Source organism: Streptomyces sp. NPDC111628 (assembly GCF_055635195.1).
In genome coordinates this window covers 112795-126897 of the sequence record NZ_JBVKBZ010000006.1, presented here as the reverse complement: position 1 = coordinate 126897, position 14103 = coordinate 112795, and the positions used below count along the sequence as shown (strand labels likewise).

Sequence of the window (14103 nt, the reverse complement as noted above, 5' to 3'; positions counted from 1 at the left end):
CAGGACCGGCGCGCGCCGGTCCCGGCACTCACGTGGCGGAGACCGGCAGCACGTCCGGCGAGAGCGCCGCCGCCCGCGCCGTCGCGCTCGTCATCCGCCTGCGGTGGTGGCGGCGGCACAGCACCTCGTAGCCGATCTCGTCGGGTGACTGGGCGACGTCCCCGACGACCACCTGGGCGCCCTCGACGACCATGACGCCGCCCACGGTGCGGGCGTTGTGCGTGGCGCGGGCCCCGCACCAGCACAGGGCCTCGACCTGGAGCACCTCGACGCGGTCGGCGAGCTCCACCAGCCGCTGGGAGCCCGGGAAGAGTTTGGAGCGGAAGTCGGTGGTGATGCCGAAGGCGTACACGTCGACGTCGAGGTCGTCGACCACGCGCGCGAGCTGGTCGATCTGGTCCGGCGCGAGGAACTGCGCCTCGTCCGCGATCACGTAGTCCACCCGGCCGCCCTGCGAGAGGTGGTCGACGACGTGGGCGTAGAGGTCCTGGCCGTCCCCGACCTCGACCGCGTCGGTGACGAGGCCGAGGCGGGAGGAGAGCTTGCCCTCGCCCGCACGGTCGTCGCGGGTGAAGATCATGCCGGCCAGTCCGCGCGCCGAGCGGTTGTGCTCGATCTGGAGAGCCAGTGTCGACTTCCCGCAGTCCATCGTTCCGGAGAAGAACACCAGCTCGGGCATGAGGGATTGGGCACCTTTCGGCATCGGGCAGACGTGAGCGAGGTCAGGAGCGTACTTCGAGCAGCGGGACGAGCTGCTCGGCAGGGGTCATCGAACCGTGGTTGCCGACCATCGCCGACTCCTTGGGCTCGCGCTCGGAGGCGATGAGCAGGACGTCGTCGCGCGCCGCGGCCACCACGTCGCCGATGCGGTCGTACACCCGGTCGTCGATGCGGGGGCCGAACCAGCCAGCGGCGATCGCCTCGTCCCGGGACGCCACCCAGAACTGCTCGCCGAGCACCTCGCGCCAGCAGAACAGCACGTCGTTGTGGGCGCCGGGGACGGCGTAGACATGGCGGGCGCGGCCCTCGCCGCCGAGGAGGGCGACGCCCGCCTTCAGCTCCCAGTCCTCGTCGAAGTCGATGCGGTGCTCCTCGTCGAAGGGCACGTCGACCATGCCGTGGTCGGCGGTGACGTACAGGGCGCTGCGCGGCGGCAGCTGCTCGGCGAGGCGTTGGACGAGCCGGTCGACGTGGCCGAGCTGCCCGCGCCAGGTGTCGGAGTCGACGCCGAAGCGGTGTCCGGCGCCGTCGACCTCGGCGTAGTACGTGTAGACGAGGGCGCGGTCGGCGCGGGCCAGTTGCTCGGCGGCGCAGTCCATCCGGTCCTCGCCGGACAGGCGTCCGTGGAACTCGCCGCCGCTGAGCGCGACCTTGGTCAGCGGGGTGTTGGCGAAGGTGGGCGAGGAGACCTGGGCGGCGTGCACCCCCGCCTCGTGGGCGAGGCCGAAGACGGTGGGGTAGGGCTGCCAGGGGCCCGGCGCGGTCCACGGCTGCCAGCGGAGCTGGTTCATCAGGGCGCCGGTGTCGGGATTGCGCACCGTGTACCCGGGCAGGCCGTGCGCGCCCGGCGGCAGACCGGTGCCGACGGAGGCGAGGGAGGTCGCCGTGGTCGCCGGGTAGCCGGCGGTGATCGGGCGACCCGTGCCCCCGCGCGAGCTGTCCAGGAGGGAACTCAGGAAGGGGGCGTCCTCCGGGTGCGCGCGCAGCTGCTCCCAGCCGAGGCCGTCGATCAGGAAGACGCAGTTGCGGTCGGCCGGGGTCAGTTCGGTGATGCCCGCGGTCATGCCGGGGACGCCGAGGCCGGCGGCCAGGGTGGGCAGCAGATCGGCGAGGGAGCCCCGGCCGTACTCGGGTACGGGGGCGGAGTCGACGGGGAGCGGTTCCGGGTGGGTGTCCCAGGCGGTGTGCTGCACCATCAGCGGGCGGAGTCCGCGGTCGCCTCGGAGAGGGCCTGGGCGAAGGTGAGCGCCTGGCGCACCGTCTCGGGTCCGTCTCCGGCCTCGCTGACGCGCAGGCTGAGGTCGTCGGCCGTCGAGCTTCCCGTGTAGCCGTGGTCGGCCTCGCAGTTGGGGTCGCCGCAGGCGGCGGGCTCCAGGTCGAGGCGGGAGACGGCGCCCCAGCCGATGGTCAGCACGATCTCGCGGGGCAGCGTGCCCGGCTTGTACTGCTCCGGGTTGGCGACGACGCGGCTGACGACGATGGACGAGATCCGGCCGAGCTTGACGGACTCCGTGGACGTCGTGGCGTACGGCGTCGGGGAGGTGTCGTCGGCGGCCTGCTCGTCGGTGTGGCTGACGATGAAGCGGTTGCCGGTGAGCACCAGCACGGTCACGTGCCGGCGCACCTCGTTCTGGTCGAACGTCGTCTCCTGGTGGACCAGGTACGACCGCACGGGCTCGCCGCCCACGGCGGCCTCCACCGCCTCGGCCACGAGGGCCGGGTAGTAGCCGCTGCGCTCGATCGCCGCTCGCAGCCCCTGGGTCGTCGTACTGGTCTTGGCCATGCCGTCCATCCTACGGGGACCCACTGACTGCGAGGGACGCTCCTGCGGTACCCGTCCAGGGCCGTGGCGGGTCAGTAGGCCGGCAGGGTCCGCGGACCCAGGTCGTCCCTGGCGGGAGGGGGTGCGAGGCGGACGGAGGCGCCGAGGACGCTCAGGCCGCGCGGGGCGACCACGACCGGCTCCAGGGTGACCGCGACGACCTCCGGGTGGTCGTCGACCAGCCGGGAGACCCGCAGCAGCAGCTCCTCCAGGGCTGCGACGTCGACGGGGGCCGAGCCGCGCCAGCCGAAGAGGAGGGGGGCCGTGCGGACCGAGCGGATGAGCGAGGTGGCGTCCCGGTCGGTGACCGGGATCAGCCGGTGCGCCATGTCGCCGAGCAGCTGCGTGGCGGCGCCGGCGAGGCCGAAGGAGAGCACCGCCCCGGCCGCCGGGTCGATGACCGCCCGTACGACGGTGTCGACGCCGCGCGGGGCCATGCCCTGCACCACCGGGCGCAGCTCCGCGGGCTTCCCGAACAGCTCGGTCAATTCGGCGTAGGCCCGCCGCAGTTGCTCCTCGTCCGCGAGGTCGAGGCGTACGCCGCCCAGGTCGGCGCGGTGGCGCAGGTGCGGTGCGGTGGCCTTGAGGGCGACCGGGTAGCCGATGGTCCGCGCGGCGGCCGCGGCGTCGTCGGGAGTGGCGGCGGGCAGGGCGCGATGGACGTGGACGCCGTACCGGCCCAGCAGGTCGCAGGTCTCCTGGGTGCCGAGGGTGAGCCCTTGCCCGCGCGCGAGGTGCCCCGCTATCTGCTGGGCGGCACCCTTCTCGTCGATGTCCTCGTACTCCGGCACCTTGCCCGGGTCGGCCGCCTCGCGCCGCCACTGGGCGTAGGCGACCGCCTCGCCGAGGGCGCGGACGGCACGCTCGGCGGCGGGGTAGGCGGGGATGAGGTGGGCTCCCTCCGGGGCCCGGACGGCGGAGGGCGGCTGAGCCGGGGCGGCGGACGGGCGGGGCGGGCCGGACGGACCGGACGGACCGGAGGTACCGGACGGGGGCTGATCGGCGGTGTGGGGAGGGGTGCCGGGAGGGGTGTGGGGAGCGGTGGCCGGAGTGGCTCGGGAGGCCGGGCCGCCCGGGACGGCCTGCGGCACGGCACCCGGGCCGGACGGGAAGGCCGCGCTCGGAGCGGCCTGGGAAGTGGTACCCGGAGCCGCCTGGGAAGTGGTGCCCGTGGTGGCCTGGGAGGCGGTGCCCTGGGCCGTCTGCGGGGCCGTGCTCGTCGCCGCGGACAGGGCCTCCGCCAGGCCGCCCAGCTCCACGTGGACCACGAGGACGGGCTTGGTGGGGACCGCGGCCGCCGCCGAGCGCAGCGCCTCCGCGAGCGCGGCGTCCCCGGCCGCCCCCTCCCCCACCGTCGGGATGGCGGTCACCACGACCGCGTCGCACGTGTCGTCGGCCAGGGCCCTGGCCAGGGCCGCGTGGAAGTCGTCGGCCGAGGCGGCGGTGGTCAGGTCCAGCGGGGGCTGCGGGCGCAGTCCCTCGGAGAGGCACGCGTCGTAGGTGAGCAGGCCCAGGGACTCCGAGTTGCCCAGGATGGCCACCCTCGGTCCGGCGGGCAGCGGCTGGCGGGCGAGGAGCAGCCCCGCGTCGACCAGGTCGGTGATGGTGTCGACCCGGATCACGCCGGCCTGCCGCAGCAGCGCGGAGACCGTCGCGTGGGGCAGCCGCGTCGCCCGTACGGCGTGCCCCTGGGGTGCCACGCCGCCGTGCCGGGCGCCCTGCACCACGACCAGGGGCTTGGCGGCCGCCGTACGCCGGGCCAGGCGGGTGAACTTGCGCGGGTTGCCGATGGACTCCAGGTACATCAGCGCGACGTCGGTGTCCGGGTCGTCGTACCAGTACTGGACGACGTCGTTGCCGGAGACGTCGGCGCGGTTGCCGGAGGAGACGAAGGTGGAGACGCCGGTGTGACCGGTGACCCCGCCGCCGCGCCGGTGCAGCCGGGAGAGCAGGGCGATGCCGATGGCGCCGGACTGGGCGAACAGGCCGATCCGCCCGGGGCGCGGCATCTCGGGGGCGAGGGAGGCGTTGAGCCGCACGTCCGGGGAGGTGTTGATGATCCCGAAGGCGTTGGGCCCGATGATGCGCATGCCGTACGTGCGCGCGTGCCGCACGAGGGCGCGCTGGCGTTCGCGTCCCTCGGGGCCGCTGTCGGCGTATCCGGCGGAGATCACCACCAGTCCCTGCACCCCGTGCTCGCCGCAGGCGGTGACGACGTCCGGGACGTGCTCGGCGGGCACGGTGACGACGGCGAGGTCGACGGGCCCGTCGATGTCGCGCACGGAACGGCACGCCACAACCCCGTCGAGCTCCTTCATGTCCTCGGGGAAGGCCCTGTTCACGGCGTACAGGCGCCCCGTGTAGCCGGCGTCCCGGATGTTGCCGAGGATGCTGCGGCCGACGCCGCCCGGGGTGCGGCCGGCGCCGACGACCGCGACCGAGCCGGGCTGCAGCAGCCGCCGGACGGAACGGGCCTCCGCGCGGTGCTCGCGCGCGTACTGCACGGCCAGCGAGCGGTCGGTGGGTTCGAGATCGAACTCCAGGCGGACCACCCCGTCCTCGAAGCTCCGCTTCTGGGTGTACCCGGCGTCCATGAAGACTTTGATCATCTTGTTGTTGGCGGGCAGCACCTCGGCGGCGAAGCGGCGGATGCCCCGCTCCCGGGCGACGGCCGCGATGTGCTCCAGGAGGGCGGAGGCGACGCCGCGCCCCTGGTGGGCGTCCTGGACGAGGAAGGCGACCTCGGCCTCGTCGGCCGGTGCGGTGGCGGCTGTTCCGCCGGCCCCGATCCGGTCGTAGCGTACGGTGGCGATGAACTCGCCGCCGATGGTGGCCGCGAGTCCCACCCGGTCCACAAAGTCGTGGTGCGTGAAGCGGTGGACGTCCTTGGCGGACAGGCGAGGGTACGGCGCGAAGAAGCGGTAGTACTTCGACTCGTCGGAAACCTGCTCGTAGAAGCTGACCAGGCGCTCGGCGTCGTCAACGGTGATGGGGCGGACGCGCGCGGTGCCGCCGTCGCGCAGCACCACGTCGGCTTCCCAGTGGGCGGGGTACTCGTGCCGGTCCGACGAGGTCTGCATGGGCCCCAGAGTACGGCTCGCGTACGACAACGGCGCGGGGCAGTCTGTGGGGGACGGATGCCCGGACCGAGGCCGCGGTCCGGGACCCGTACGGGGCGGCCCACGTGGTCGTCCCGGCTTGCTTCACGATGTGGGAAACTGGTCTAGACAAGACTGGTCTAGACAACTTCAACGCCTCTGAACACCTGAAGGGCAGCATCACATGGCTGAGCGCCGCGTCAACGTCGGCTGGGCCGAGGGTCTCCACGCCCGCCCCGCCTCCATCTTCGTCCGAGCCGCCACGGCCACAGGCGTCCCGGTGACGATCGCCAAGGCCGACGGGTCCCCCGTCAACGCGGCCTCCATGCTGGCCGTCCTCGGCCTCGGCGCCCAGGGGGGCGAGGAGATCGTCCTCGCCTCCGACGCCGAGGGCGCTGAGGCGGCCCTGGACCGGCTGGCGAAGCTGGTCGCCGAGGGGCTCGAGGAGCTTCCCGAGACCGTCTGACGGACGGAACAGCAGCACCGAAAGGCCCGCCGGGACCACCGGACGGGCCTTTCGCCTTTTCCGCTGCCGCTTCTCTCCATTCGGGACGCCAGAAATAGCCGACCAGAATTCCCCCGCTTTTGTATACGGAACCTGTGTTACCGGAGCGGGCTCGCGGTGTTTACGGAATGTTGCGTATTCCTCACACGCTCCGTCGCCGCGCCGCCGGAGGCGAATCGGAGCCGGTGACCGGATGCCGACCGCTCGATGTGCAGCGTCATGAGCGCCCGCGCGCGTTCGCCGTCGCCCCGGGCCACGGCATCGGTGATCGCGGCGTGCTCCGCCCAGTCCTCCACCGGCCCGACCGGCGCTTCCACGACGTACATCCAGGCGATCTTGTGGCGGAGCTGGGTCAGCAGCGCGGTCAGCGAAGGGCTGTCCGCCGCCCGGGCGAGGGTCTCGTGGAACCAGCCGCCCAGGGAGCGCAGCTCGTCCACGGTGCCCCGCCTGGCCCGTTCCTGCCCCAGCCGGACCAGACCGCGCAACACCTTGAGGTGGGCGTCGGTGCGCCGCCGGGCGGCCCGGGAGGCTCCGAGCGGCTCCAGGAGCGTGCGGGTCTCCAGCAGGTCGGCGGCCTCCCGCGCGGTCGGTTCCGCGACGCACGCGCCCGCGTGCCGCCGGGTCACCACGAAGCCCTCCGCCTCCAGCGTGCGCAGGGCCTCGCGGACGGGGACCCGGGAGACGCCGTAGCGGCGGGCGAGGATTTCCTCGGTGAGCCGGCTCCCGCGTCCGTGGACGCCGGCCACGATGTCGTCCCGAATCGCCGTGCACACCGAATGCGCCGGAATACGCATGACCGACCTCCGCCTTGATCCCCTGAAACGCCGACGATGGACGCGCTTTCAGCGACTCTAGGCCAAGCAAGCCGGTATGGAATACAAAAAGCCCCGACTCGGGAAGCCGGGGCTTTTTCGTCAGACGTTCACGCCGTGGGAGCGGAGATAGGCGACGGGGTCCATGTCCGAGCCGTACTCGGGGCTCGTACGGGCCTCGAAGTGCAGATGCGGTCCGGTGACGTTGCCGGTGGCACCCGAGACGCCGATCTGCTGGCCGGGCTCGACCGACTGGCCGACCGAGACGCCGATGGACGACAGGTGCCCGTACTGCGTGTACGTGCCGTCGTGCATCCTGATCACGACCTGGTTGCCGTACGCGCCGCCCCAGCCGGCCTCGACGACGGTGCCGACGCCGACGGAGTGCACGGACGTGCCGCTGGAGGCGTGGAAGTCGATGCCGGTGTGGCTGCCGGAGGACCACAGGGAACTGCCCGCCTGGTAGGCGGTGGAGACGTACGAGGCGGTGATCGGCGCGACGAAGGTGTTGAGGCGCTTGCGCTCCGCCTCCCGCGCGGCGCGCTCCTTGGCCTCGCGCGCCTCCTTGGCCGCCTCGGCCGCCCGCTCGCGGGCCGCCTCCTGGGCCGCCTCGCGGGCGGCGGCGTCCGCGGCCGCCTGCTTCTGCGCGAGGGCCTGGGCGTCGATCTCGTCGGCTATGGAGTCGCCGATGGTGACGACCGGGGTGAGCCCGGTCTGTTCCGCCTCGGGCTCGGCGGCGAGCGCCGGAGCCGCGAGGGTGCCGACGACGCCGGTGGTGGCGAGGGCCGCGACCCCCGCCGCGCGGGCGGTGGTGCGGTGCACCCGGCTGGGACGGCGGTGCTTCCCGGTGGCGCGCGTGAACGCCATGTAGAGGCTTGTCCTTTCCTTCCCTCTCGCCTACCGGGTTAGCTGACGGGTTCGGAGGTGGAAGGTCTCCTACGGACCCCCTCGCGGTGCGCGCGGGCGTCCGATTCACCCCAGGGACTGCGATGGGTCCCCGGCTCCCCTGGCTCGCGCCGTACGGGGACTCGGCGATGACTGTCCGGTGCCGCGGGTGCGGCGCACTGCCTGACGAACAGCCCGGACGACGCTAAACGCGGCTGCGTTCAATCCTCAAACGCAACAGGCTTTTTGTAGCGCACGCCACAGGGCAGACGGGCAACCACTCCCCCAATCCGGACAAACGGCGGCCCTGGTGACACACCGGTCACCAGGGCCGCGGCACGCGCGTGCCGCTACTCGGCCGCCACCACGGTGACTTCGCCGATGCCGAGGGCCTCGACGGGCTCCTTGATCTGCGCCGCGTCGCCGACGAGGACCGTCACGAGACGGTCCACCGGGAAGGCGTTCACGACCGCCGCGGTAGCCTCCACGGTGCCCGTGGCGGCCAGTTGGCGGTAGAGCGTGGCCTGGAAGTCGTCGGGGAGGTGCTGCTCGACCTGGTCGGCCAGCGTGCCCGCCACGGCCGCCGCCGTCTCGTACTTCAGGGGCGCCACGCCCACCAGGTTCTGCACGGCCACGTCGCGCTCGGCGTCGGTGAGCCCCTCCGCGGCGAGCTTGCGCAGCACCGTCCACAGGTCCTCAAGGGCGGGACCGGTGTTGGGGGTGTCGACGGATCCGCTGATGGCGAGCATCGCGGCGCCCGTGCCGTCCGGCGCGGAGCGCAGGACCTGGCCGAACGCCCGCACACCGTAGGTGTAGCCCTTCTCCTCGCGCAGGACGCGGTCCAGGCGCGAGGTGAGGGTGCCGCCCAGGCAGTAGGTGCCGAGCACCTGCGCGGGCCACACGCGGTCGTGCCGGTCGGCGCCGGTGCGGCCGATCAGCAACTGCGTCTGGACGGCGCCTGGACGGTCCACGATGACGACCCGGCCCCGGTCGTCGGCGGTCACCGGGGGCACGGGGCGCGGCTGGGCGGCCGAGCCGGTCCACGCGCCCAGGGTGTCGCCGAGCAGCGCGTCCAGGTCGACGCCGGTAAGGTCGCCGACGACCACCGCGGTGGCCGTGGCGGGGCGGACGTGCCGCTCGTAGAAGGCGCGTACGGCCGCCGAGTCGATGGCCTCGATCGTTTCCTCGGTGCCCTGGCGCGGGCGCGACATGCGCGCGTCGGCCGGGAACAGCTCCTTGGAGAGTTCCTTGGCGGCACGCCGGGAGGGGTTGGCCAGCTCGTGCGGGATCTCGTCGAGCCGGTTGCGCACCAGCCGTTCGACCTCGCTGTCGGCGAAGGCGGGCGCCCTGAGGGCGTCGGCGAGCAGGCCGAGGGCCTTGGCGAGGCGCGAGGCGGGCACCTCCAGGCTCAGCCGGACGCCGGGGTGGTCGGCGTGCGCGTCCAGGGTGGCGCCGCAGCGCTCCAGCTCGGCGGCGAAGTCCTCGGCGGAGTGCTTGTCGGTGCCCTCCGAGAAGGCGCGCGCCATGATGGTGGCGACGCCGTCGAGACCGGCGGGCTCGGCTTCCAGGGGCGCGTCGAGGTTCACCTCGACGGCGACGACCTGCTGGCCGGGGCGGTGGCAGCGCAGCACGGTGAGGCCGTTGTCGAGGCTGCCGCGCTCGGGGGCGGGGAACGCCCACGGCTTGGGCTCGCCGGCCTGCGGCTGTGCGTGGAATTCCATGGTGGCGAGCTCGGTCACTTGGCCGCCTCCTCGTTCTCTTCGGTGGCGTCGGGCACGGACACAGTGACGGTCGTCCCGTCGGCGTCGGTCTCGTCGGCGGGGGCGGTGGGCTCGTAGACGAGCACCGCGCGGTTGTCGGGCCGCAGGCGGGCCTTGGCGACCTCCTGGACCTCCTCCGCGGTCACCTCGAGCACCCGCTGGACGGCGGTGAGGGCGAGCTGCGGGTCGCCGAACAGGACGGCGTACCGGCACAGTTCGTCGGCGCGGCCGGCGACCGTGCCCAGGCGGTCCAGCCACTCGCGCTCGAGCTGGGCCTGGGCGCGCTCCATCTCCTCGGCCGTGGGGCCCTCCTCGGCGAACCGGGCCAGCTCCTCGCCGATGGCGGTCTCGATGACCGGCACCTCGACGTCGCCGGACGTCTTCACGTCCAGCCAGCCCAGGGAGGGCGCCCCGGCCAGCCGCAGCAGGCCGAAGCCGGCGGCGACGGCGGTGCGGTCGCGGCGGACGAGGCGGTTGTACAGGCGGGACGACTCGCCGCCGCCCAGGACGGTCAGGGCCAGGTCGGCCGCGTCGCACGCGCGCGTGCCGTCCTCCGGCAGGCGGTAGGCCGCCATCAGGGCGCGGGCCGGGACCTCCTCCTCGACGACCTCCCGCAGTTCCCCGCCCATGACGTCGGGCAGCGCGCCGTCCCGGGGAGGCTGCTTGCCGTCGTGCGAGGCGATGGAGCCGAAGTACCTCTCGATCCACGCGAGCGTCCGCTCGGGGTCGATGTCGCCGACGACCGAGAGCACCGCGTTGTTCGGCGCGTAGTAGGTGCGGAAGAACGCGCGCGCGTCCTCCAGGGTCGCCGCGTCCAGGTCGGCCATCGAGCCGATCGGCGTGTGGTGGTAGGGGTGGCCCTCCGGGTAGGCGAGGGCGGTCAGCTTCTCGAACGCGGTGCCGTAGGGGACGTTGTCGTAGCGCTGGCGGCGTTCGTTCTTGACGACGTCCCGCTGGTTCTCCATCGACTCGTCGTCCAGGGCGGCGAGCAGGGAGCCCATGCGGTCGGCCTCCAGCCAGAGGGCGAGCTCCAGCTGGTGGGCGGGCATGGTCTCGAAGTAGTTGGTCCGCTCGAAGCTGGTGGTGCCGTTGAGCGAGCCGCCGGCGCCCTGCACCAGCTCGAAGTGGCCGTTGCCCTTGACCTGGGCGGAGCCCTGGAACATGAGGTGCTCGAAAAGGTGAGCCAGGCCGGTACGCCCCTTGACCTCGTGGCGCGAGCCGACGTCGTACCAGAGGCACACCGCCGCGACCGGGGTCAGGTGGTCCTCGGAGAGCACCACGCGCAGGCCGTTGGCCAGGCGGTGCTCGGTCGCTGTCAGGCCGCCGGAGCCTGCCTGGGCTGTGGCCGTGTGACCCATGGGCATGTACGTCCCTTCGATCGCGAGATCCTGGTGGAGTCACTGGGGTGAACCACCGGGTGGAATCCATGGGCGGAACTGCGGAATTCCGCCGGTCCTGCCACTGTATGCAAGCGTGCGGGCGGCCGGTGGAGTTCCCGGGGCTCGTACGCCGAGAGCGAGAACGCGGTTGACGGGCCGCCGGGGACGGCTGCGCGGACGGCGCCCCCGGACGAGGGCGTACCCTGCGGGCAGCGCCGGGCCGGCAGCCCGTGACGGGTCCTGGTCGGTGGCTGTCAGTGCCGCAGTCCACAATGGACGGCGTCAGATCACCGTTCACGCTTCAGCAAGGAGCCGGCAGCGATGGCCCGCCGTAGTACGAAGACCCCGCCGCCCGACGACGCGTACGAGGAGAAGATCCTCGACATCGACGTCGTCGACGAGATGCAGGGCTCCTTCCTCGAGTACGCGTACTCGGTCATCTACTCCCGTGCGCTGCCGGACGCCCGCGACGGCCTCAAGCCGGTGCACCGGCGCATCGTCTACCAGATGAACGAGATGGGCCTGCGGCCCGAGCGCAGCTACGTGAAGTGCGCCCGCGTCGTCGGCGAGGTCATGGGCAAGCTGCATCCGCACGGCGACGCGTCGATCTACGACGCCCTGGTCCGCATGGCCCAGTCGTTCTCGATGCGCGTGCCCCTGGTGGACGGCCACGGCAACTTCGGCTCGCTCGGCAACGACGACCCGCCGGCCGCCATGCGGTACACCGAGTGCCGGATGGCCGAGGCCGCCGGCCTGATGACGGAGTCCATCGACGAGGACACCGTCGACTTCGCCCCGAACTACGACGGTCAGGAGCAGGAGCCGGTGGCGCTGCCCGCCGCCTTCCCGAACCTGCTGGTCAACGGCGCCTCGGGCATCGCGGTCGGCATGGCCACGAACATGCCGCCGCACAATCTGCGCGAGGTGATCGCGGCGGCCCGGCATCTGATCCGGAACCCGAACGCCGACCTGGACGCGCTGATGAAGCACGTGCCGGGCCCCGACCTGCCCACCGGCGGACGCATCGTCGGCCTGCCCGGCATCCGGGACGCGTACGAGACGGGCCGCGGCACCTTCAAGATCCGCGCGACGGTGTCCGTGGAGACGGTGACGGCCCGCCGCAAGGGTCTCGTCGTCACCGAGCTGCCCTTCGCGGTCGGCCCGGAGAAGGTCATCTCGAAGATCAAGGACCTGGTCGGCTCGAAGAAGATCCAGGGCATCGCGGACGTCAAGGACCTCACCGACCGCGCGCACGGACTGCGCCTGGTCATCGAGATCAAGAACGGCTTCGTGCCGGAGGCGGTCCTGGAGCAGCTCTACAAGCTGACGGCCATGGAGGAGTCCTTCGGCATCAACAACGTCGCCCTGGTCGACGGCCAGCCCCTCACCCTGGGCCTCAAGGAGCTGCTGGAGGTCTATCTCGACCACCGCTTCACGGTCGTCAGGCGCCGCAGCGAGTTCCGCCGGAGCAAGAAGCGGGACCGGCTGCACCTGGTGGAGGGCCTGCTCACCGCCCTGGTCGACATCGACGAGGTCATCCGCCTCATCCGCTCCAGCGAGAATTCCGCCCAGGCCAAGCAGCGCCTGATGGAGCGCTTCTCGCTGAGCGACGTCCAGACGCAGTACATCCTGGACACGCCGCTGCGCCGGCTCACCAAGTACGACCGCATCGAGCTGGAGTCCGAGAAGGACCGGCTGAACACGGAGATCGAGGAGCTGACCCGGATCCTCGACTCGGACGCGGAGCTGCGCAAGCTGGTCTCGGCCGAACTGGCGGCGGTGGCGAAGAAGTTCGGCACCGACCGGCGTACGACGCTGCTGGAGTCGAGCGGCGCCCCGGTCGCCGCCGTGCCGCTCCAGGTGGCGGACGACCCGTGCCGGGTGCTGCTGTCCTCGACGGGCCTGCTGGCCCGCACCGCGAACGACGAGCCTCTCGTCACGGAGGCCGGGGCCAAGCGCGTCAAGCACGACCTGATCGTCTCGGCGGTGCCGGCCACGGCGCGCGGCGAGGTGGGCGTGGTGACGTCCGGCGGGCGGCTGCTGCGGGTGAACGTCGTGGACCTGCCCCAGCTCCCCGAGGCCATGGCGGCGCCGAACCTCGCGGGCGGCGCGCCGCTGGCGGAGTTCGTGTCCCTGGAGGACGACGAGGACGTCGTCTGCCTGACCACGCTGGACGAGTCCTCGCCGGGGCTGGCGCTCGGCACGGAACAGGGCGTCGTCAAGCGGGTGGTGCCCGACTATCCGTCCAACAAGGACGAATTGGAGGTCATCACCCTCAAGGAGGGCGACCGCATCGTCGGCGGGGTCGAGTTGCGCACCGGTGACGAGGACCTGGTCTTCATCACGGACGACGCACAGCTGCTGCGCTACCAGGCCTCGCAGGTCCGCCCACAGGGCCGTCCGGCGGGTGGAGTGGCGGGCGTCAAGCTCGCGGACGGGGCCAAGGTCATCTCCTTCACGGCGGTGGACCCGGCTGCGGACGCGGTGGTCTTCACGGTGGCCGGATCGCGCGGCACACTGGACGACTCCGTGCAGACCACGGCCAAGCTCACGCCGTTCGACCAGTACCCGCGCAAGGGCCGTGCCACGGGCGGTGTGCGCTGCCAGCGGTTCCTGAAGGGCGAGGACTGCCTGGCCTTCGCCTGGGCGGGTGCCGTGCCGGCCCTCGCCGCGCAGAAGAACGGCACGCCGGCCCAGCTCCCGGACATCGACCCGCGCCGCGACGGCTCGGGCGTGTCGCTGCCCAAGACGGTGTCGGTGGTGGCGGGCCCCGCCTAGGGCCCGTCGTTCCGGTGGCGTCGTCCCGACGAACGGTGAGTAGCCAGTGATCCGAGACCTGTACAACGTCCGGTTGCAGCCTGCGGAAGGCGGGCCCACGCCACTGACCGAGGAGGAGGAACGGCGCGTGCGCGCGGTGCTGTTCAACGACCTCGGCAACGTGATCGCCGAGCGGGGTTGGGTCCGGTTCCCCGCGTACTCGCCGGAGGAACGCCGCCGTCTGGTGGATGTGGCACACCGTCTCAGCGCGCACTGGGGGCAGCAGGTGTTCGTCGAGGCCGAGGACGAGTGCGCCATGAGGCTCTGCCTCGCGGGACACTGACCGCGGGGACGAATCCGTCGCG

General features: G+C 72.6%; 11 protein-coding genes and 1 riboswitch. Of the genes, 3 read left to right on the top strand and 8 right to left on the bottom strand.

Going from position 1 to position 14103, the window contains the following annotated elements; translation table 11 throughout:
- Positions 1-28: 28 nt before the first annotated feature.
- The 4 genes from ACZ7MF_RS30025 to ACZ7MF_RS30010 form a co-directional block, all read right to left on the bottom strand.
- The gene (locus tag ACZ7MF_RS30025) at positions 29-679 is read right to left on the bottom strand and encodes a thymidine kinase (protein ID WP_356862447.1); all 651 of its coding nucleotides are present in this window, start codon (positions 677-679) and stop codon (positions 29-31) included.
- A gap of 43 nt (positions 680-722) precedes the next feature.
- Positions 723-1916 (bottom strand): alkaline phosphatase family protein, encoded by a 1194-nt coding sequence (locus tag ACZ7MF_RS30020; RefSeq protein WP_471481393.1) that lies wholly within the window; start codon positions 1914-1916, stop codon positions 723-725.
- Entirely contained in the window at positions 1916-2512 is a 597-nt protein-coding gene (locus tag ACZ7MF_RS30015) for a DUF5998 family protein (protein ID WP_003973177.1), read from the bottom strand. Before ACZ7MF_RS30015 ends, ACZ7MF_RS30020 begins: the two co-directional genes overlap by 1 nt.
- A gap of 62 nt (positions 2513-2574) precedes the next feature.
- Positions 2575-5622 (bottom strand): bifunctional acetate--CoA ligase family protein/GNAT family N-acetyltransferase, encoded by a 3048-nt coding sequence (locus ACZ7MF_RS30010; protein ID WP_471481391.1) that lies wholly within the window; start codon positions 5620-5622, stop codon positions 2575-2577.
- A gap of 202 nt (positions 5623-5824) precedes the next feature.
- Between ACZ7MF_RS30010 and ACZ7MF_RS30005 the strand changes: the two genes are divergently transcribed.
- Positions 5825-6106, top strand: coding sequence for an HPr family phosphocarrier protein (locus ACZ7MF_RS30005; RefSeq protein ID WP_007445064.1), 282 nt, complete (start codon positions 5825-5827; stop codon positions 6104-6106).
- Positions 6107-6243: 137 nt separating this feature from the next.
- Here ACZ7MF_RS30005 and ACZ7MF_RS30000 read toward each other — a convergent pair whose 3' ends face one another.
- From ACZ7MF_RS30000 to ACZ7MF_RS29985, 4 genes are all read right to left on the bottom strand, one after another.
- On the bottom strand, positions 6244-6939 hold the full coding sequence (locus tag ACZ7MF_RS30000) for a GntR family transcriptional regulator (RefSeq protein ID WP_471481389.1): 696 nt from the start codon (positions 6937-6939) through the stop codon (positions 6244-6246).
- A gap of 120 nt (positions 6940-7059) precedes the next feature.
- On the bottom strand, positions 7060-7824 hold the full coding sequence (locus ACZ7MF_RS29995; RefSeq protein WP_471481388.1) for a M23 family metallopeptidase: 765 nt from the start codon (positions 7822-7824) through the stop codon (positions 7060-7062).
- 12 nt (positions 7825-7836) lie between these two features.
- Positions 7837-8001: riboswitch (cyclic di-AMP (ydaO/yuaA leader) on the bottom strand.
- A gap of 191 nt (positions 8002-8192) precedes the next feature.
- A complete protein-coding gene (locus ACZ7MF_RS29990; protein ID WP_471481386.1) occupies positions 8193-9581 on the bottom strand; it encodes a M16 family metallopeptidase in 1389 nt (462 codons plus the stop codon).
- Positions 9578-10966, bottom strand: a complete 1389-nt coding sequence (locus ACZ7MF_RS29985) for a M16 family metallopeptidase (RefSeq protein WP_471481384.1) — start codon at positions 10964-10966, stop codon at positions 9578-9580. Before ACZ7MF_RS29985 ends, ACZ7MF_RS29990 begins: the two co-directional genes overlap by 4 nt.
- Positions 10967-11302: 336 nt before the next feature.
- Here ACZ7MF_RS29985 and ACZ7MF_RS29980 point away from each other — a divergent pair, with 336 nt between their 5' ends.
- Both ACZ7MF_RS29980 and ACZ7MF_RS29975 read left to right on the top strand, forming a co-directional pair.
- A complete protein-coding gene (locus ACZ7MF_RS29980; protein ID WP_471481382.1) occupies positions 11303-13759 on the top strand; it encodes a DNA gyrase/topoisomerase IV subunit A in 2457 nt (818 codons plus the stop codon).
- Positions 13760-13832: 73 nt separating this feature from the next.
- A complete protein-coding gene (locus tag ACZ7MF_RS29975; protein ID WP_471481380.1) occupies positions 13833-14081 on the top strand; it encodes a hypothetical protein in 249 nt (82 codons plus the stop codon).
- Positions 14082-14103: the final 22 nt, after the last annotated feature.